Below are 18,449 nucleotides of genomic sequence, written 5' to 3'. Positions count from 1 at the left end.
ATCGGACTGATCGAGCCCCTAGAGCTTTGAAGATGGAGTCGAGAGAGATGGCCCTTCGTAAACACGTCAGCCTCAACATAAACGTCTGAGGAGTCGAGCCCTCGGCGACCCTCGCCATCAACGAGAGGTGCAAGATTCTCAAGAGCCAGGGAGAGTGCATCTACAACCTGGGGCTCGGCCAGTCGCCCTTCCCCGTCCCGACCCCGGTGGTCAACGCCCTGCGGCTCTACGCCTCGGAGAAGGACTACCTCCCGGTGAGGGGGCTACCCGCCCTGAAGGAGGCGGTGGCCGACTTCCACCGACAAAAGGACAACCTGAGTGCGAGCGCCGATAACGTCATCGTCGGCCCCGGATCGAAGGAGCTGATGTTCATCCTCCAGCTCGTCTATTACGGCGAGATCATCGTCCCCACCCCCGCCTGGGTCTCCTACGTCCCCCAGGCCCAGATCCTGGGGAAGAAGGTCCGGCTCCTGCACACCACCTTCAACGATAAGTGGCACATAACCGCCGAGAGGCTGGCCCGGTTCCTGGAGAGCGAGCAGGACGTCTACCGTCCCCGGATCCTGATCCTCAACTACCCCGGAAACCCCGACGGCCTCACCTACACCCCGACCGAGCTGGAGGAGATAGCCGATGTGGCGAGGGAGTACGAGGTGATCCTCCTCTCCGACGAGATCTACGGCCAGCTCCACCACCGGGGCGAGCACGTCTCGGTGGCCCGGTTCTACCCCGAGGGGACGATCATAAGCTCGGGCCTCTCCAAGTGGTGCGGCGCCGGAGGCTGGAGGCTGGGCACCTTCACCTTCCCGCCGGACCTGGACTGGCTCCTGGAGGCGATGGCCACCGTCGCCAGCGAGACCTACACCGCCGTCTCCGCCCCCATCCAGTTTGCGGCGGTCCACGCCTTCCGGGGCGGGATCGCCATGGAGAGGTATCTCTGGCACGCAAGAAGGCTCCTCTCGGCTCTGGGCGGCGAGTTCGCGGGTATCCTCAGCGAGGCTGGGGTCAGGGTCCACGCTCCCGAGGGCGGCTTCTACCTCTTCCTCGACTTCTCGCCCCTGGCCGACTCCCTATCGAGAAGGGGGATCGCTGACGGAGTCACCCTCTGCGAGAGGCTCCTCTCCGAGAGGGGGGTGGCCATCCTTCCGGGATCGTCCTTCGGCAGGCCCGCAAGCGAGCTCACTGCCCGGGTCGCCTACGTCAACTTCGACGGCGCAAAGGCCCTCGCCGCGAGCGAGACGATACCGCTGCACCAGAAGCTTCCCCAGGATTTCATCCCCCAGATCTGCGGTGATACGATCGGCGCAGCCCGGGAGATCAAAAGCTGGATCTCTGAAGGGAGCCGAGACGTAGAAGAAGTGAATGCTCCGGTGGGGATTTGAACCCCAGTCGCGGGAGTGAGAGTCCCGCATGATTGGCCGAGCTACACTACCGGAGCGCGAATATCAGCGAGTGCCCCTTCGGTTGGCGTTCTACCATTTAACCCTTTTGCCCCGCCCGGTCCGGGTTGGGGCAGATCTCCGCGAGGACGCATTCGTCGCAGGAAGGGGACCTCGCCCTGCAGACGGCTCGTCCGTGCCTGATCAGGTTGACGTGAAACGAGCAGTACTTGCTCTCCGGCGTGATCTTCTCGAGGATCCGCTCCGCCTCCTCGAGGCTCGCCCCCTCGGGCACGAAGCCGAGCCTGCGAGAGAGCCTGTTCACGTGGGTGTCGACCGGGAGGAGGGGCATCTTGAAGGCGAAGAGGAGGACGACGGCCGCGGTCTTCGGCCCGACCCCCGGAAGGGTCATGAGGTAGTCGCGCGCCTCCTCCGGGCTTTCGTCCTTCAAGAAATCCAGATCTATCCCTGTCCTCTCCCCCCGCTCCTTGATCGTCTCCAGGGCCTCTTTGATCCTCTTCGTCTTTATCTTGGCGAGCCCTCCGCAGCGGATTATGCGGGCTACCTCCTCGTCGGGGGCGTCCAGGAGGGACTGGTAATTCGGGTACCTTCTCTTGAGGTTATCGAAGGCCCGGTGAGTGTTCGCTGAGGTGGTGTTCTGGGAGAGGATCGTCTGGACGAGGAGGTCAACGGGGCTCAATCCCCGCCTCTTCGGAAGGCCGTAGACCCCTTCCAGCAGGTCTATGCACCGACGAAGGCGGTCGAGAGTCTCGGCGTAGTCGTCGGCGTCGATATCGACATCGGAGTCGACATTGGCATCGACATCAACGTCGGCGTCGGCATCGATTACCTGATCGTCAAATGCCATCTATCCATCCCATGACCTTTGAGGATCAATAACCTGACGCTGGGGTGCCGGGGCGGAGAGCCCTGCTCATTTCCCTCTCGGCGGCTCCATGGAAAAATTATTAGCTGAAGGCGGCATGGATAAAGTGATGGACTTTGGCTATCTTAACCTGGAGGCGATAGCCTTCAGCGACCTATACCCCTTCCTGATCTCGATCCTCATCGGAGCTCTCATCGGGACCGAGCGGGAACGCGACCTCCTGGAGAAGAAGAAGCGAGGGGTGGCGGGGCTTCGGACCTTCATCCTGATCTCGCTCTTGGGCGCCCTCTCCGCCCATCTCGCGGTTATCTACGGCGGAACCTTCATCATGGTGGCCTCCGCCAGCTTCGCTCTTCTGGTGGCGGTGGGCTACGCCGTCAGCGTGACCAACCTGGGCAGGCTCGACTTCACCTCGGAGGTGGCGGCGGTGATCGCCTTCATCCTCGGGGTCCTCTGTCACTCTCCTGATACCATGATGCTGGCCATCGCCCTGGCGATCCTGGTGACGGTGATCTTGGCCGTCAAGAAGACCGCTCATCGGTACGTCGAGATCATCAGGGAGGAGGAACTCCTCGACACCCTGAAGATGGGGACGGTGGCCCTGGTGATACTCCCCCTACTTCCCAACTCGACCATAGGCCCCTTCCAGGTCCTGAACCCCCGGAACATCTGGCTGATGGTGGTTCTCGTCAGCCTGATAGGGTACGTAGGTTACGTCATGATCAGGATCTTCGGGACCGAGAAAGGTCTGTCCATCACCGGAGCCCTCGGTGGCCTCGTCTCCAGCACCGCCGTCGCCACCACCATGGCCGCGGAGGCGAGAGCCCATCGCGAGGTGATCCCCTCGGCGGTCTTCGCCACCACCATCGCCAGCTGCACCATGTTTCCTCGGGTCCTTCTCGAGGTCTTCGTGGTGAACAGGTCGCTCTTCTTCCCGCTCTTTCTTCCTCTCGCCAGCATGACGGTGGTTGGGGTCGTCATGGCCCTCCTCCTCTTCAGAAAGAGGGAGACGATAGAGACGGACGTCAACCTCTCTGACCCCTTCAAGCTATCGCCCGCCCTCAAGTTCGGGGCGTTCTTCGCCCTCGTCCTCCTCATCTCGAAGATAGCCAACATCTACTTCGGCCAGGCCGGGACCTACGCCGCAAGCCTGGTGGCGGGCCTAGCGGATGTCGACGCCATAACCCTCTCCCTCGCGACCCTCGCCGAGACGAGCGAGATGAAGGAGGGGGTTGCGGTGGCGGCTATAACCCTCGCCACCATGACCAACACCCTGGTAAAGCTGTCGATCACCTTCATCCTGGGGACGAGGGAGTTTGGGTCTCGGGTCGCCTTGATATTCCTGCCCATGATCGCGGTAGGGCTTTTGGCGATATTTTGGTTCTAGATAAAAGAGAGAGCCCGCGATGGGAGACGCGGGCGCTGGCGTCAGGTCTGATCTCGGAAGGTCGTCACTATCCGCCAAAGCTCTTCCTGACCGTTGCCGAGAGGATCGGTCCAGCACTGTCGATCACCTTGGCCTCGTACATCCAGAGCTCCTCTTTGTCGATGGTTCCTTCGACCATTATCGCCATCCCTTCATCCTCTGAGAGGTCTATCTGGTGCTTTTCGATAGCCCCTTCATCCGATAGGCTCGGCTTGATCAGCTTGGTCAGCCTCACAGCGCAGCAGTGCTCCGTCGGCTCCAGTATCCTGAACTTGCCGTTCTCGACGATTCCCAGAAATTCTGCCATCTCGTTCACCTCCGACATATATGGTATGGCGACTACATTTATAAGTTTTGCATTCACGTATCAGAGCTTTGTGGAGATCAGAGTTCCGCTGAGGGCGAGCTTTTGAAGTAGGCTGCGAGGACGCAGAAGCCGTCTTGGGGGCCGATCTGGTCGAACCGATCACAGGGCGTACCCCGATAGCAGGAGAGATCGTGGATCGTGCAGACCGCCACATCTCCAATATAGGCGAGATGGGGGCACTTCCTGCCCCCCTGCTTATTGATCATGGTGCCCGGGTCCGAGGAGTCGATCGTCCCGTCGGGCCTTATCGATCTGGGGTTTACCACCATCACGTCGAGATTTATGCAGCAGAAGCCACATCTTTGGCAGATCATCTTCAGGCCCCGCTTCATGGGCCGATCCTTTATCAACTCATCCCCGCAAGGGGAAGATTTGCGAGAGGGACCGCGGCACCGGTGGCGAATCGCTCCCGGGATATATATTTGATCATAACTATAGAGGTCGTGGCCAGCATCGATAGTATGAGGACAAGATTTATACGAGCCGACCCCCCACTCTCCTTTCGGAGGAGAAAAGCCGCAAAAGGGCGAAAGCATCACCAGAGAGCCGCCCAGCCTGGGGGTATGAGAGGGAGATGAAACGACCCGCATAACGGCTTCGACGTCAGGCCCTCGTCCCTGAAGGGCGCACCGGATCCAGATCCGATGGCTAACCCCTCCTCCTAACAGCTCTTCTGCCAATTAAGGATGGCGAAAAAATAGGTGGAATGGTGGTCTCATGATAATCCTCGGAATGGCCGATCTCCATGGCCGTGCTGAAATGCTTCCGCATATAGATGCAGATACGGATCTGATCGCCTTCTGCGGCGATCTTCACAACCTGGGATCTGCCGATCGGGCGAGGCCCGTCGCTGAAGCTTTGGCAGGTCTTGGCCCCCCGGTGCTGATCGTTCCAGGAAACATGGACCCAAAGGAGATCGCACCAAAGATCTGGAAAGAGGCGGGGCTGGGGATGATCCACCGCGGCTCTCGCCAGCATGGCGATTGCGGTTTCGTCGGTTTTGGCGGCACCGTGATCTGCGATCCGAGACCGCTGGAAGACGCGAACCGCTACCACCATACAGATGAAGAGATCCACGAATCGCTGACCCGGCTTTATGGGCAGATATCCGACTCTCGCCACAGGATCGTCCTCACTCACCAGCCTCCTCGAAACTCCAGGGATCTGACGTACAGCGGTGATAGGTCCGGGTCCGTCGGCCTCCGCCGCTTCGTCGAAGAGCGCCAGCCCGACCTTCTGATCTGCGGCCACATCCACGAGGATCGGGGGGTGGCGGAGATCGGCTCCACCAAAGTGGTCAACGTCGGGGAGATGCGCCGGGGATATGCGGCGGTCATAGAGCTGAACGATGGGATCGATATCGAGTGGATCGAGCCGTGATCTTGGTGGACTCGTGATGGAGAACTCGAAGAAGGGGCCGGGAGGGGAGCAATTTGACGAAGATAGATAGGTCGCAGAAGGCATCGGTCAGCCCTCCATCAGAGGCGGTTTATAGAGGTATAAAGCGGGCGGGTGTCGACTTCGTCGCCAGCGTTCCTTGCGTCAACCTCCGGGAGCTTCTATCCCTGGTGGACGCCGACCCCGAGATCGCTCACGTTCCCGCGACCCGGGAGGAGGAAGGGGTCGGGATATGCGCCGGAGCCTACATGGGCGGAAAGAGGCCAGCTTTGTTGATGCAGAACTCCGGCCTCGGCAACAGCATCAACGCCCTCGCCTCGTTGAACTCTCTCTACAAAATTCCTCTGCTGATGATAATCAGCCATCGAGGCGGCGAGGGGGAGACGATAGCGGGCCAGGTTCCCATGGGGAGGCTGACTCCGAAGCTCCTCGACGCCATGGCCATCCCCCGCTTCGCCCCCTCCCCGGAGGAGGCCGAGGCGACGGTCGTCCGGGCCTGGGAGCAAGCCCGGGCCGAGGGGACGCCGACGGCGGTCCTCCTGGAGATCGTCTTCTGGAGGGCGGCCCCGCGGGGAGAGAAATAAAAACAGACGTATATAATCCGCCAAAGTTAGGGCCGGAGCCGGGATTCGAACCCGGGTCATGGGATCCACAGTCCCAAAGGATGTCCAACTACCCTACCCCGGCACTTCAGGCTGACCCCATTCACTCAGAGGAGATAAAACTTTCCCCGTCCCGGCGGTCCGGCGAGGGCTCCCGGGGGCGATAGGCCTCCTCGGCGGTCTCGATGACCAATGACAAGAGGTCTTCGAGCCGATTGATCCGGTAGACGGCTCCGAGGTCGCCGAGGGCCTCGTCCACCTTCCTGTTCCTGTTAGCCTCGTCGATGGAGAAGAGGACGAAACGTCCGACCTTTGCCGCCTCCTGGATCGAGTCCCATTCGCTGTAGAGGTTCTGGATGTGGGTGTCGGTGATGCAGAGGATGAGGCAGCCGGGCCTCTGTTCCGCCAGATTCAGCACCTCCTCTCCGGGGATGTGGGTCCTCGACCCCAGGTGCTGGACGAGTACCTCCTCCACGGCGGAGAGGTCTCTGGTCCACTCACAGACCACCATCCGGTCGCTGAAGCTGATGGCCGCCAGCTCCGCCCCCTGGGCGTGGGCGAAGGTGCTCGCCTTGAAGGCGGCCAGGGTGGCGGCATGGGTCTTGGTACCCCGGCGGTGGCCGTCCATCGACCCGCTGCTGTCGAGGACGACCAGAAGGTCGGGGACCCTCTCCCCTCCCGCCGCCATACCGCAGCTCTCCTCCATCCCCTTGTAGGTGGTGACTCCCGGTATAAGCCGAGAGGCGAGGCTCATGGAGTAGGCGACGTCGAGCTCGCTGGGCGGATCTGAGAGCCGCCACTTGACCAGGCTTGAGGGGTACCAGCTCTGCCGAACGCGGCTTGTGGGCCTGATCACTATGCTGTAGCTCTGGTCCCGGTACCAGCGCTTCAAATCTCCGTCGAGCCCCAGGACCGACAGCGTCTCCCTGTAGACCTCGGGCTCTAGCTCCGAGGCTAGCCCCGAGAGGGGGGCTGAACGGGCGTCTCCGCCGAGCCCCTCGATCGAGGGGACCGCCCCTCTGCCCAGAAGGCCGCCCTCCAGGGGCTCGAGGATCCGGGCCATCTGCATGCACTGTCTCGGCCACTTCGCTCTGTCCCTGATCCCCCAGGAAAAGACCGAGAGGAGCAGCTCCGACTGGGGAAGGTCCGATGATGGAAGGTCCACCCCCCAGAGGTCGGCGAGAAACCCCACCACCGCCTCGTCCAGGGGCGAAAGATCCTGCTTTGTCAGCTCCCCCCAGCCCAGGAGGACCTTCTCCTCGTCCTCCCCGCTCCGCTCCAGGCGGAAGGTATCGACGACGAGGTCGGAGAAGATGTTGACCATCCTTCGGGCCTGGCTTCTGTCACCGCTCGCGAGGCCCTCCCGGGCCGCCAGGGCGAGTCTTCCGGCCGTCTCCAGGGATCGCGGGCAGAAGAGATAGTGGACGATCAGGTGGTCGAAGAGGTTCTCCAGATACCGGTCGCCCTTCTCCAGGATCTCCGGGCCGACGACGATCCTGTAGTTCTTGAAGGGGAAGATCTCGCCCTCTTCTGATCTCTCGATGATCGGCCTGGGGAGCTGGGGACGATGCCAGTTCGACCGGGACCGCTCCCAGACCTCAAGGAGCCTCTCTTCGGAGTATCTTCCCTCCAACCTTCCCCTCCCCCGCCTCAGGACCATAACCGTCTGCGGTGATGGCACCTCCCTTCATCCTCCAGCCCGCCCTCGACCCGACTCGGCCCACGACCGAGATCACGCCTCCGCTCATCATGAGGCCCAGGTACTCGCCCGCCCCTTTTCCGATCCTGATCCTGCCCGACCTCATCAGCCAGCCCGCTCTCGCGCCGGCCCTCCCCTTGACCGCGATCCTGCCGCCGGAGTTTCCGACCCCGAGGTAGTTTCCTGCATCGCCACCGACGACGCCCCATCCTTTGGCCATCCTCCGAAAGGCGTAATCGCCGCAGGAGGCGCAGACGATCCCCCCGCCTTCCATCTCCTGGCCCAGGTAGTCGCCAGCCCCGCCCCGGACGACCAGCCTTCCGCCGGCCATCTTCTCTCCGAGGTGGTGGGCTCTCGTCCCCAGAATCCGGCCCGCCCCGCCGGCGCCCCCGGCCTTTGGCCCGGGGGCCGGGGCCTCGCCCTCAAGGACGATCGTCCCCCTCCTCATCTCCAGGCCGGCGTAGTTTCGGGGCGGCATGACCAGGGGCTCTTCGAGCCTCTCGGCGGCGAGGCTCGAGAGGAGGCCCCATATAGTCTCCTCCCTTCTGTCCTTTGGCGATGCCGAGACGACGAGCTCGAGGATGGAGTCCGCATCCTTCGGGGCGAGCTCCTCCACCTGGACCCTCTTCGGCCTCTCTTTCAGCCTTGCTGCCAGGTCCTCAAATCCCAGCAGAAACGCGCCCCTCCTCTCTTCGAGCCTCTTCTCCCTCCTCACCTTCCCCCTGTAGGCCTGGTCCATGAACCCCGAGAGCTTCAAACCATCCTCTCCAGAGCCCTCGCATAGTCGAGCCTCGCTATGGGGTCGTCGTAGCCCGAGAGCTCCTCCATCGCCTCCATGGGCGATATCTCGCCGTCGACGGCCCGGGCGAAGATCATGTTCATCTCCCCCCGCTCGTTCAGCGTCCGGTTGATGCTCTTCTCGACCAGGTCCTTGGCGTAGAGAAGCCGCCTTGCCCCGTAGTAGGGGGGACGCTCCAGCATCGTCCTGTTGGGGGAGAGCCGATGCCAGAGGACGTAGGGCGCGACGGTCCTCAAGACCTCGATCTTCGTCTCCGAATCGGCGAGGCCGAGGAGGAGGGCCATCGCCCTGGTGTAGGACCGCAGGTCCTGCCTCACCCTGTCGGAGAGCCCCTCGTCGACCTGCCAGCAGCAGACCTCGGGGTTGTTGAAGTAGTGGCATCCGGCACAGAGTCCCCGGCTGGGCTTCGAGCCGCCGGAGAGCTGGGTCTTGTCGAAGGCCGGCGCCCTCTCGCAGAGGGTGAAGTCTCTCAACAGAGTGATTATGGAGAGCTCCACCTGGCTATCGAGATCTACCGAAGCTGTCATCTCTGGAAGGCTTTCGAACTCCCCGGGGGTGAGACGGGGCAGGGACTCGGCCAGCTCCCTGATCTCTCCCTCCCTCTCGGCCAGGGCGAGGCCGGCGAGGAAGTCGGGCTGGGTCGCGGGGACCGAGATCGATATCCGGTCGAGGAGAGCCTCGTCCAGGGGATAGGTGGCGCTGAAGTCGGGGTTCATGGTGGCGAAGTAGCAGGTATCCCCCAAGTCCAGGGTCTCTCCGGCGTAGCCGACTTTGCGCTTCTGGAGCAGCTCCAAAAAGAGGTTCTGCTTTCCGGAGGGGAAGCGGTTGATCTCGTTTATCACCTTCCACCGAGACCGAGCCCAGGGAGTCCAGAGGACCTGGATCGCTTCTGGTTCTTCGTCGAAAGAAGAAGATCCCAGACGGATCGACGATCCCGAACGGTCCGAAGATCGAGAAGGTCCGGACGAGGTGGTGGCGGGAGGGCAGGACCACTGGCGCGGGTCGATGAACCCCAACATCTTCTCCTCGGTCTGCTCGGGATGGCCCGTGATCATCAGGTTCTCGACCTGGTCGAAGGAGAGGCCGGTGAAGGCGGAACCCAGGAGGTTTACCAGGGTGGTCTTGTTCGCGCCCATTCCGCCGTAGAGGAGCGCCGCCCGGTTGCGCAGGCAGGCGTTGGCCAGGGAGATGTAGAGCTGGCCGTTCACCCTCTTCTCTCCCACCTTCAGGTCGGTGGGGCCGACGTGGAGGCGCAGCTCCTCCAGGGCAGAGACGAGGTCGTCGATCTTCCGCAGAGGGTCGTGCATATGCTTGAAAAGGCTGATCTGGTCTTATTTAAAGGAGACGAAAGCGGGACCGGAGAAGGACTGGGTGAGAAAAGGGCAGGGATGAAGAAGAAAAAATAGAGGGTAAAGGAGGGAGGAAATGGCACGTTACATGCCGTACTCTCCTACGGCATTTGTCGAATATAAGGATTTCGGTCGGAGAGGGCCTGAAGAGGCAGCTCCTACAAGGAGACTATAGGTCTGCCGAGAAGAGGGGCTTCATAAAGCCCCGCGATAGAAGGCGAGCCTCCTCGCGTAGGGCCTGAAGAGGGCGAGCAGGCGCTCCTCCTCTGTGGCGGAGAGCGGCTCTGGATCTCGGCCCAAGCTTGCGAGGAGCCGGACCTCCTCGGGGGTCGAGCAGCCGACGATGGCGAGGGATATATCCTGGGATAATGCGTACCGTATGAGGAGATCGGGACTGATCCCGGCCCGGGGGTTGATGTAGTGGGAGCCCCCCAGAACCTTCATCCCCACGACGGCGACTCCTCGCTCTCTGGCTGCCGGGAGGGTCGAGTCGAGAAACCCGCCGAGAACTCCCTCCAGAGGGTTCACCGGGATGAGGACCGAGTCGACGGGCCAGCTCTCGACGGCGCGGGTGATGACCGACGGGTCGTGGTGGCCAGTCACCCCTATGAGCCCCACGAGACCCCTCTCTTTCGCCTCGACGAAGGCCTCGAGAGCCCCGCCCGGGCCCTCGATCTCCTGGAGGTCCCGGCGGGTCCTTACGTCGTGGATCTGCCACAGGTCCAAATGGTCGATGCCAAGAGTCTTGAGGGTCCGGTCCAAGTCGGCTCGTGCGCCACGCGCATCCCGGGCCGCCGACTTGCTCGTCTGGAAGATGCCGTCTCTGAGCTCATGGTGGGAGCGCCAGAAAGAGCCAAAGTAGCCTTCGCTCCCCGAGTAGGCGGGGGCTGTATCGAAGTATGTGATTCCCTGGGCTGCGGCCTCCTCGATCACCCGAGCCGCCCTAGTCTCCTCGCCATATGTACGGAGGACCCCCTCGCCCCCGAGCCCCACGACGGTGACATCCCGGTCGGCTCTTCCGAAGGGACGGGTCTCGATCTGCGCCATATCTATCGCCACTCCAATCGACGACCGCAAAACGGTTCGGCGGCCTTTGGCTCTTCGGCCTCAGCTCTCCTTCTCGCCTCTGACCATCACCTTTCCGGCGGCGATGTCGGCCGGGAGCGGGAAGTAGTTGGCGAGGTTCTCCTTCACCCACTCCGAGGCGATGGTGTTCGACTCCTCGGCCCCCGCCTCGTCCTCGAAGAAGTTTATGAAGGCCACCAGGCCGTCGCCGCAGTCCACCCCGTAGTATTTGATGAAACCGGGGATCTCTCTGATCATGGGCAGAAACCGATCCTCCACCAGCCTCATCACCTCGCCGACGTAAGCCTCGTCGGTCTTGTAGCGCCTTATGCTCAGGTACATATCTCTCCTCCACCCGGGTTTATGGAATGCATTTGATAATAACCTTATCCAAATATCCAGATCTTTGCGGGGAGGCCCCGAGACTGGTCAGCCGGGATGGCCCTTCGAGAGCATCTTGATCTTATCCCGGCCGGTCCCCTGGCCGAGGGGCTGGTCGAAGATCCAGTCGAGGAACTCAAAGACGATGGGTGACATGAAGACGTAAAACTCCCTGGTGAAGGGCAGGGCGTCCTCCACGGTTCGAAAGTGCCTCACCTCGATCGTCTCTCCCGAGGCGGTCCTCTGGCCTCGAACGACCTGGTCGGCGACGAAGGCCGAGGCCCCGCAGGAGGCTCTTGCGGGCTGGAGGGCGTCGATGTTGACCGGAACACCGCCATAATGCCGATAGAGATCGAATATGAGGCCGTGGCGGCTCGGTCTCTCCTCCTCGGAGACCTCCAGGATCACATCCTCATCCAGGCTCTCGGGCGAGGGGACGATCGCCGCCTCCATCACCACTGAGTACTCCTCGTCCTCGAACCCCTCGGTCCCCGCCAGGTCCACGGCCTCAAAGACGATCCCGAGCCGCAGTGGCGATCCGTCCTCAAGCTCGATCCGCCACTCTTCATCCTCGGCGTAGAGCGTCTTCTCGTCCAGCTGAAAAACCTCCACCATATTCATCCTCCTCGAAGATCCTCTACGGTCTCCTCTGGAATTATATCTCCTCCCGGATCTGCTTAACCTTTGCCGCGATGCAGCGTCAGAGGACCTCCAAGTCCTCGGGCCTCTTGACCACCATCTCCCGGCGGCCCTCGTACTCGGCGATCTCGCCCCATGCCCGGATCCGGTCGCCCTTGGCCACCCTCTCTGCTACAATCTCCGCGCCGCTCTCGCGGCTCACGAATATGGGCATGGAGGAGGACTGAAGCCGGAGGATGAGGTGGCCACCGTCGGTGGTCTGGACTCTGCTCACCGTCCCCTCGGCGACTATCGAGACTGGACGGGGACCGGCCTTCGGATCGGGATCGAAGTCCCCCAGGGCCCAGGAGGCGACGGCCAGAGTTCCCAGGGCCATGAAGAGCAGGACCACGACCACCTTCTCCTCCTTCTGCATCCTCCCTCCATCGTCTGACCTTGGACGGCAAAGCGGCTCGAAAGGACGATCAAAAAAGAAAAATGCGCGAATCGAGCTCTACTTCTTCTCTTCTTCCTTCTCGCCGAAATGCTGCTGGTAGGCCGCCTCACAGGAGTCCAGACAGTCCTGACAGAGACCCTTGTAGGCCCCCTCGGGGTTTGCAATGGTGTGCACCTGAACTCTCACCGGTACCAGGGTTGGCTTAGCAAGTCCACAAAGTTCGCAATCTGCCATGCTATTTCATCTCCCGGAGAGTGCCATAAACCTTTCTCCCTGTTGAACTTTTCCATCAGATCACGGTCTGGGCTCAGTGGTCCGAATGATCGGCGATTCGTAAGGGGGGGGGTCGGCTTTCGGATCGCGGCGATTCGCCAGGGCCAGGATAACGACTTAATCCGCGAAGGTGAAAGGGATCGTCATGCAGAGTTCCTCTGAGAGACCGATCATCACCCTGCTATCGGATTTTGGGTCCCTCTACCCCGCTCATATGAAGGGCGCGATCCTCTCTCTGGCCAGAGACGCGACCCTGGTGGACGTGGCCCACGATATACCGCCCCAGAACATTCGGGCCGGGGCCTTCGCCCTGATGACCACAGCCCGACACTTTCCAGAGGGGACGGTTCACCTGGCCGTCGTCGACCCCGGCGTCGGGACCGACCGGCTCGGCCTCGTCGTCGAGAGCGGCGGCCAGATCTTCGTCGGTCCCGACAACGGCCTTCTGATCCCTGCCGCGCGATCCCTGGGCGATCCGACGGCCTGGATGATCGATCCCGGGTTCGCCGAGGGCGCTGCCCCCACCTTTGCCGGGAGGGACATCTTCGCCCCCGTGGCGGCGTTGCTCGCCCTGGGCGAGACGCCCGGGAGCTTCGGACCGAGGGTGGAGCCGGTGACCCTCGACTTCGGCAGGGCCAGACGGATCGGAGAGGGAGTCGAGGCAGAGGTGATCTACGTCGACGGATTTGGAAACCTGATCCTGAACACAGACGAGATCCCCTGGGATCAGGTCAGGATTTCGGGCAGAAGTCTGAGGAGGGCGAGAACCTACGCCGAGGCCGGAGGCGTCGAACCCCTTATAACCATTGGATCCCATGAGTTTGCGGAAATTGCGGTCAACGGGGGGAGCGCGAGAGATCTCTTCGGCCTCTCCCCGGGAGACCGGATACTCCTGGAGAGAGGAAATTGTTCGGAATAGAGTTCGTCCCAAATGAGCCCGCCCTGAAGGTGGGCTACATGGCAAAGCTGGCGGAGGATGCGGGCTTCGATACCATCTGGATCACAGATCACTACAACAACAGAGACGTTTATTCAACCCTCGCCATACTCTCCCTGGCCACGAGCAAGGTCAAGCTCGGAACCGGCGTCACCAACCCCTATACGAGGAACGTCGCTGTCACCGCCTCCAGTATCGCCTCGATAAACGAGATCTCCGGGGGGAGGGCGATTTTGGGGATCGGCCCCGGCGACAAGGCGACCTTCGACGCCATGGGGATCTCCTGGGAGAAGCCCCTCACCGCGGTCAAGGAGTCGGTATCGGCTCTCCGAGACCTCCTGGCGAAGAAGAAGGTCGAGTCCTTGGGGATGGCCGGAGCCCAGCTCGCCTTCAAGGCGGGGGAGATCCCCATCTACATCGGGGCCCAGGGTCCCAAGATGCTGGAGACGGCGGGGATGATCGCCGACGGCGTCCTGGTCAACGCGAGCCATCCAGACGACTTCGAATATGCCGTCCCCCTGGTGAAGAAGGGGGCAGAGAAGGCGGGCCGCGACCCCGAAGAGGTGGAGATCTGCGCCTATACCAGCTTCAGCGCCGACAAGAACGGCGAGAGGGCGGTCGCTGAGGCCAAGATCGTCGTCGCCTTCATCGTGGCCGGGTCTCCCGAGACGGTCCTCTCGCGCCACGGGATCAAGCCCGAGGAGGCGGCGGCCGTCTCCGGCGCCATAGCCAGGGGCGACTTCGGCTCTGCCCTGGGGGCCGTCAGCGAGACGATGATCAGGGCCTTCTCCGTCTCTGGCACCCCCGACGACTGCAAGGCGAGGATGGAAGAGCTCATCGCGACCGGCGTCACCCAGATAGTCGTCGGCTCGCCCATCGGTCCCAACAAGGAGAGGGCCATAAAGCTGATCGGAAAAGAGATCCTATGAGAAGAGGCCTGTACATAGGGCGGTTTCAGCCCTACCACCTGGGCCACCAGGCCGTCCTCCAGAAGATCGTCGAGGAGGTGGACGAGATCGTGGTGGGCATAGGATCTGCCCAGGCGAGCCACACCTCCGATAACCCCTTCACCGCCGGAGAGAGGATAAGCATGATCTGGCCCGCCCTTCAGGGGCTGGATGTCACCTGCTACGTCATACCCCTGGAGGATATGGCCAGGAACGCGGTCTGGGTATCTCACGTCGCAGCCATGACCCCCAACTTCGACCTGGTCTACTCCAATAACCCCCTGGTAGTCCAGCTCTTCGCCGAGGCCGGGGTGGAGGTGAGAAGGCCGCCGATGTACAGGAGAGAGGTCTACTCTGGAACCGCCATAAGAAGGATGATGCTGGCCGGAGACGACGGCTGGAAGCGGCTCGTCCCCTGGTCCGTCGTCTCGGTCATCGAGGAGATAAGAGGCCTCGAGAGGCTCAGAAACGTCAGCATGGGGGACCAGGAGTGAATGCTCCCCCCCCCTAAAGGGATGGGATCCTATCGCTTTTGCGAAGAGATTGCATCCCCAATCACTCCCCGGTCGCCTCGATGTTAACAGTCCCCTCTTCAGTGATCGGAGGGGCGGGTTCGCTCTCCGCGGCTGGACTTTGCAGTTCTTGACCGTCCCCCGGCTCCGTCTCGTTCTGAAGGGCGGGATTATCCTCTGAGGTCGCCTCTGTCCCATTCTCTGCGTTGTCCTCTCCGGCTCCCGCTTCCAGGGCCCTCTCGTAGCACGCGATCGCCTCTTCATGCCTCCCCAGGGCGCCCAGGGCGATCCCCATATTGTTCCAGGCGGCGGCGTATCCTGGATCGAGCTTGAGGGCCTCATCGTAAGATGCGATCGCCTCCTCGTAACGTCCGAGGGAGGCGAAGGCCAGGCCCCTGTTGTACCAGGCGGGAGCGTATCCTGGATCGAGCTTCGTGACCTCCTCGTAGGACTCGAGCGACTCCTCCTCTCGCCCCAAAACTCCGAGGGCGATCCCCATGTTGTTCCAGGCCGGCGCATATCCTGGATCGAGCTTCGTGACCTCCTCATAGCAGGACAAAGCCTCATCGAACCTTCCCAGAGCGCCCAGGGCCACCCCCTTGTTGTACCAGGCGGGAGCGTATCCTGGATCGAGCCTCAGAACCTCTTCGTAGCAGCCGACGGCCTCCTGGTGACGGCCGAGGGTGCCGAGGGCGATCCCCCTGTTGTTCCAGGCCGGGGAGTATCCCGGATCTAGATTTAGGGCCTCTTCGTAACATTCAAGAGACTTCTCGTATTGGCCCGCCGCGTATAGAGATCGTCCCATGTTGTTCCAGGCCTCTTTCTGCCGGGAGTCTATCTCTAGGGCTCTCTCGTAGCAGCTGATGGACCTGTTATAATCACCAGAGCTGTAGAAGATCCCGCCCCGGTTGCTCCAGGCCAGGGCGAAGTCCGGATCGATCTCGATGGCCCTCTCGTAAGATTGAAGCGCCTCATCGAACCTTCCCAGAGCCTCCAGAACGACCCCTCTATTGTTCCAGGCCGGCGCATAAGCGGGCTCGATCTCCAGGGACCGGTTGTAGCAGTCCAGGGCCTCCTCGCGACTTCCCAGGGCGTTCAGGGCGATGCCCTTGCTGTTCCAGGCGAGGGCGTACTCGGGGTCCAGCTCGATGGCGTTGTCGAAGGCCAGGATCGCTTCATCGTATCTTCCCAGGGCCGAAAGAGCCACGCCCTTGTTGTACCAGGCCAGAGGATATAGCGGATTTTCCTCTGAATATCTCTCCCCCACGGCAGGCAGAATGCAGACTGAAAAGAGCGCGAAGAGCGCGAAGAGGCGAAGGGTCATGCTTCGCCCTTTTATTGTGTGAGTTGATATGGATTACGGTCGCCTGCGACCCTCTGGCCGCCGTCTGTCACCCCGATCCCATCTCTGGTCGAAGATTGAGAGCTTTCGTCCTAGATGAGCATCTTGCCGTGAGAGTCGATCTCGCCACCGCAGATCCGCGTGGAGGAGATGCGGGCATCGTCTTCGGCCATCTGATACTCTATCCTCACGATCTTGAGGGGGGAGAGGCCGTTCTCCCTTCTGATCTCGTTGATGTTGCAGGCGATCGGCTCCGTCTCCGGCGAGACTACGATGGCGTCGTAGTCCTCCTCGATGGCCGATCCGTAGACGGTGTGGAGCACCTCTATCTTGAACCTCTCGGCCCCCAAACCCCATTTCAGGGCGTTCTCCAGGTTCCGGACCCTGGTATCGAAGTCCCGGACGGGGCGGGCTCGCTGGCTGGTGGCCATCCTGTCTGAGGTCAGGGCGATCACCACCATTCCCTCATCTCCCGCCACCTCGAAGGCCTTCTTCAGGAGGGCTAGATGGCCGTCGTGAATTGGGTCGAAGGTGCCGCCGACTGCGACTTTGGGGGCCATACAGCCGCCAAAGAGGGACGGTCGGTATAAGTAACTGGCGCTTTGGCGCGAGGCCTGCGGCCGCCTGCCGCATGAGAGGCCGGAACAAAGGTCAATCTTTCGCGCCGGACCTGTCCCTCTTTGGGCAGCGTTCCTCCAGCACCTTCGCGACTATCACCCGGGAGCTGCAGAGGGGGCAGGGATCGTGCCCCTCAAGCCTCACCACCTGGGCGTCGATCCCGCGGGTTGCCAGCTCCTCTTTGAGAAGGATGGCGTCGAAGTGCTGGTCATAGCCGAGGGTGATGATCTCGGGTTTCAGCTCCTCGATCGGCGAGAACATGTCCGATTCGCTTCCGAGGATGGCCCTGTCCACCATCTCCAGGGCCGAGACCATGAGCAACCTCTGATCTTGAGGGATGATCGGCCTCGGCTTGTGCTTGACATTGGCGTCCCTGGCCACGATCACCACCAGCTCGTCGCCGAGGGCTCTCGACTGCTCCAGGTACATCAGATGACCTGGGTGGAGGAGGTCGAAGGTTCCCGTAGCCAGAACCCTAGTCAAACCAGCCTTCATCCTCCTCCTCGACGTCCACGTCCAGGATGGGGAGATCTCTCGGAAATCCCCTCCTGTCGTAACATCTCCAGCTCTTCTCGTCGAACGGAGGGCCTGCGATTATGTGGTAGTCGCCGGTCTTGGAGAAGAAGATCAGGTCCGCCTGAGATGGCCGGATGTTGGAGGATGGATGGCTGTGGACCGATCCCGCGATCCTCATGTTGGGGAGCATGTAGAGGCGCACCAGGGCGCTCTTGCTCGACGATTCGGTTCCCGGAAGCATGATCACCTCTGTGATCACACCCTTCTCGGCCCGCAGAAGCCCCGCGAACTCCACGGGCAGGGTCGATCGGGAGGCCTCGAGGATGAAGTACAGCGTATCTCTGGCTATCCCCTCTACCCCTATTTTGCGCTTCATCTCTCCGACCACCCCTTCATCTCAAAAATCTCCATTTACAAATAGTCTCCGCCAAATCTCCGCCGACCTCAGTTGAGGGTCAGAGAGGTTGGTGCCCCTTCCTCAGCCCCTGCTCGGCCTTCTATTTTGCGGGCCTGAGGTGTACGCAGTCCCCGGCGAGGACCGTCTCCATCCGGCCATCGTTCCTCCTCACCAGGAGGGAGCCGTCGGCCTCCAGAGCTACAGCCCGCCCCTCAAACTCACCCTTCCGGGTGACGATCCTGACCCTCCGGCCAACGGTGGCGGAGCGGTCCCTCCAATCCTGGTAAATCCGGTCAAAGGACGTCTCCATCTCCTCAGAGGCTCTCTCCACCTCCTCCAGAACTCTCCGGACGAGCTCCACCCGCAAGACCTCTCTTCCAAGCTCCTCGGATATGGAGGTGGCCCTCCAATCCTCGGGGAAGAGGTCGGGGTCGATGTTGGCGTTGATCCCGATCCCCACCACGGCGTAGTCGAGCGAGTC

At 61.9% G+C, this 18,449-nt stretch carries 23 protein-coding genes and 2 tRNA genes; 7 read left to right on the top strand and 18 right to left on the bottom strand.

The window, feature by feature from the left end; genetic code table 11:
* Positions 1-116 precede the first annotated feature (116 nt).
* On the top strand, positions 117-1,382 hold the full coding sequence (locus ACP5EL_RS02315; RefSeq protein WP_428400840.1) for a pyridoxal phosphate-dependent aminotransferase: 1,266 nt from the start codon (positions 117-119) through the stop codon (positions 1,380-1,382).
* Here ACP5EL_RS02315 and ACP5EL_RS02310 read toward each other — a convergent pair.
* Both ACP5EL_RS02310 and ACP5EL_RS02305 read right to left on the bottom strand, forming a co-directional pair.
* Positions 1,364-1,438, bottom strand: a tRNA-Glu gene (locus ACP5EL_RS02310). The two genes, ACP5EL_RS02315 and ACP5EL_RS02310, sit on opposite strands and share 19 nt — an antisense overlap.
* Positions 1,439-1,479: 41 nt before the next feature.
* Complete coding sequence (locus ACP5EL_RS02305; protein WP_428400826.1) at positions 1,480-2,247, bottom strand: endonuclease III domain-containing protein; 768 nt, start codon at positions 2,245-2,247, stop codon at positions 1,480-1,482.
* Between the two features lie 127 nt (positions 2,248-2,374).
* On the opposite strand from ACP5EL_RS02305, the gene ACP5EL_RS02300 reads away from it, so the two are divergent.
* Entirely contained in the window at positions 2,375-3,652 is a 1,278-nt protein-coding gene (locus ACP5EL_RS02300) for an MgtC/SapB family protein (RefSeq protein ID WP_428400825.1), read from the top strand.
* Positions 3,653-3,719: 67 nt separating this feature from the next.
* Here the strand turns inward: ACP5EL_RS02300 and ACP5EL_RS02295 are convergent, their stop codons facing one another.
* Both ACP5EL_RS02295 and ACP5EL_RS02290 read right to left on the bottom strand, forming a co-directional pair.
* Positions 3,720-3,998 (bottom strand): hypothetical protein, encoded by a 279-nt coding sequence (locus ACP5EL_RS02295; RefSeq protein WP_428400824.1) that lies wholly within the window; start codon positions 3,996-3,998, stop codon positions 3,720-3,722.
* 77 nt (positions 3,999-4,075) lie between these two features.
* Positions 4,076-4,390: a hypothetical protein gene (locus ACP5EL_RS02290; protein ID WP_428400823.1), complete on the bottom strand. Its 315-nt coding sequence runs from the start codon at positions 4,388-4,390 to the stop codon at positions 4,076-4,078.
* Between the two features lie 385 nt (positions 4,391-4,775).
* Here ACP5EL_RS02290 and ACP5EL_RS02285 point away from each other — a divergent pair, with 385 nt between their 5' ends.
* Complete coding sequence (locus ACP5EL_RS02285) at positions 4,776-5,438, top strand: metallophosphoesterase family protein (RefSeq protein ID WP_428400822.1); 663 nt, start codon at positions 4,776-4,778, stop codon at positions 5,436-5,438.
* 53 nt (positions 5,439-5,491) lie between these two features.
* Entirely contained in the window at positions 5,492-6,040 is a 549-nt protein-coding gene (gene comD / locus ACP5EL_RS02280) for a sulfopyruvate decarboxylase subunit alpha (RefSeq protein ID WP_428400821.1), read from the top strand.
* Between the two features lie 30 nt (positions 6,041-6,070).
* On the opposite strand, the gene ACP5EL_RS02275 is transcribed toward comD, so the two are convergent.
* From ACP5EL_RS02275 to fpoO, 9 genes are all read right to left on the bottom strand, one after another.
* Positions 6,071-6,143: transfer RNA gene (locus ACP5EL_RS02275), tRNA-His, on the bottom strand.
* Positions 6,144-6,161: 18 nt separating this feature from the next.
* Complete coding sequence (locus tag ACP5EL_RS02270) at positions 6,162-7,739, bottom strand: VWA domain-containing protein (RefSeq protein ID WP_428400820.1); 1,578 nt, start codon at positions 7,737-7,739, stop codon at positions 6,162-6,164.
* Positions 7,657-8,514, bottom strand: a complete 858-nt coding sequence (locus ACP5EL_RS02265) for a hypothetical protein (RefSeq protein ID WP_428400819.1) — start codon at positions 8,512-8,514, stop codon at positions 7,657-7,659. The genes ACP5EL_RS02270 and ACP5EL_RS02265 overlap by 83 nt, the downstream gene beginning before the upstream one ends.
* A complete protein-coding gene (locus tag ACP5EL_RS02260; protein ID WP_428400818.1) occupies positions 8,511-9,863 on the bottom strand; it encodes an AAA family ATPase in 1,353 nt (450 codons plus the stop codon). The genes ACP5EL_RS02265 and ACP5EL_RS02260 overlap by 4 nt, the downstream gene beginning before the upstream one ends.
* 237 nt (positions 9,864-10,100) lie before the next feature.
* A complete protein-coding gene (locus ACP5EL_RS02255) occupies positions 10,101-10,952 on the bottom strand; it encodes an aldo/keto reductase (protein ID WP_428400817.1) in 852 nt (283 codons plus the stop codon).
* 60 nt (positions 10,953-11,012) lie between these two features.
* On the bottom strand, positions 11,013-11,312 hold the full coding sequence (locus tag ACP5EL_RS02250) for a hypothetical protein (RefSeq protein WP_428400816.1): 300 nt from the start codon (positions 11,310-11,312) through the stop codon (positions 11,013-11,015).
* Positions 11,313-11,399: 87 nt separating this feature from the next.
* Complete coding sequence (locus ACP5EL_RS02245; protein WP_428400815.1) at positions 11,400-11,966, bottom strand: hypothetical protein; 567 nt, start codon at positions 11,964-11,966, stop codon at positions 11,400-11,402.
* Positions 11,967-12,051: 85 nt separating this feature from the next.
* Positions 12,052-12,405 carry a hypothetical protein gene (locus ACP5EL_RS02240; protein WP_428400814.1) on the bottom strand — a complete coding sequence of 118 codons (354 nt, stop codon included), beginning with the start codon at positions 12,403-12,405 and terminating at the stop codon, positions 12,052-12,054.
* Between the two features lie 78 nt (positions 12,406-12,483).
* Positions 12,484-12,660 carry a F420H2 dehydrogenase subunit FpoO gene (gene fpoO / locus ACP5EL_RS02235; RefSeq protein ID WP_428400813.1) on the bottom strand — a complete coding sequence of 59 codons (177 nt, stop codon included), beginning with the start codon at positions 12,658-12,660 and terminating at the stop codon, positions 12,484-12,486.
* A 184-nt stretch (positions 12,661-12,844) separates the two neighbouring features.
* On the opposite strand from fpoO, the gene ACP5EL_RS02230 reads away from it, so the two are divergent.
* Genes ACP5EL_RS02230 through ACP5EL_RS02220 form a run of 3 tightly spaced genes read left to right on the top strand, consistent with a single transcriptional unit; the run spans position 12,845 to position 15,077 of the window.
* Positions 12,845-13,618 carry an SAM hydrolase/SAM-dependent halogenase family protein gene (locus ACP5EL_RS02230; RefSeq protein ID WP_428400812.1) on the top strand — a complete coding sequence of 258 codons (774 nt, stop codon included), beginning with the start codon at positions 12,845-12,847 and terminating at the stop codon, positions 13,616-13,618.
* Positions 13,619-13,656: 38 nt separating this feature from the next.
* On the top strand, positions 13,657-14,565 hold the full coding sequence (gene mer, locus ACP5EL_RS02225) for a 5,10-methylenetetrahydromethanopterin reductase (protein ID WP_428400839.1): 909 nt from the start codon (positions 13,657-13,659) through the stop codon (positions 14,563-14,565).
* Positions 14,562-15,077 carry a nicotinamide-nucleotide adenylyltransferase gene (locus ACP5EL_RS02220; protein WP_428400811.1) on the top strand — a complete coding sequence of 172 codons (516 nt, stop codon included), beginning with the start codon at positions 14,562-14,564 and terminating at the stop codon, positions 15,075-15,077. Before mer ends, ACP5EL_RS02220 begins: the two co-directional genes overlap by 4 nt.
* A 61-nt stretch (positions 15,078-15,138) precedes the next feature.
* Here the strand turns inward: ACP5EL_RS02220 and ACP5EL_RS02215 are convergent, their stop codons facing one another.
* The 5 genes from ACP5EL_RS02215 to ACP5EL_RS02195 all read right to left on the bottom strand — a co-directional run.
* A complete protein-coding gene (locus ACP5EL_RS02215) occupies positions 15,139-16,419 on the bottom strand; it encodes a tetratricopeptide repeat protein (RefSeq protein WP_428400810.1) in 1,281 nt (426 codons plus the stop codon).
* Positions 16,420-16,529: 110 nt separating this feature from the next.
* Positions 16,530-16,997 (bottom strand): phosphopantetheine adenylyltransferase, encoded by a 468-nt coding sequence (locus tag ACP5EL_RS02210; protein ID WP_428400809.1) that lies wholly within the window; start codon positions 16,995-16,997, stop codon positions 16,530-16,532.
* A gap of 91 nt (positions 16,998-17,088) precedes the next feature.
* Positions 17,089-17,550, bottom strand: coding sequence for an adenylyltransferase/cytidyltransferase family protein (locus tag ACP5EL_RS02205; RefSeq protein ID WP_428400808.1), 462 nt, complete (start codon positions 17,548-17,550; stop codon positions 17,089-17,091).
* A complete protein-coding gene (locus ACP5EL_RS02200; protein WP_428400807.1) occupies positions 17,531-17,947 on the bottom strand; it encodes a Mov34/MPN/PAD-1 family protein in 417 nt (138 codons plus the stop codon). The genes ACP5EL_RS02205 and ACP5EL_RS02200 overlap by 20 nt, the downstream gene beginning before the upstream one ends.
* A 121-nt stretch (positions 17,948-18,068) precedes the next feature.
* Positions 18,069-18,449: biotin--[acetyl-CoA-carboxylase] ligase (locus tag ACP5EL_RS02195; protein ID WP_428400806.1), on the bottom strand; the 381-nt coding region annotated here is incomplete at its 5' end.

It is taken from the genome of Methanocrinis sp. (assembly GCF_049974945.1).
Classification (GTDB): domain Archaea; phylum Halobacteriota; class Methanosarcinia; order Methanotrichales; family Methanotrichaceae; genus Methanocrinis.
Note: the sequence above shows the minus strand (reverse complement) of the source record. Positions and strands in the feature narration are given on the sequence as shown.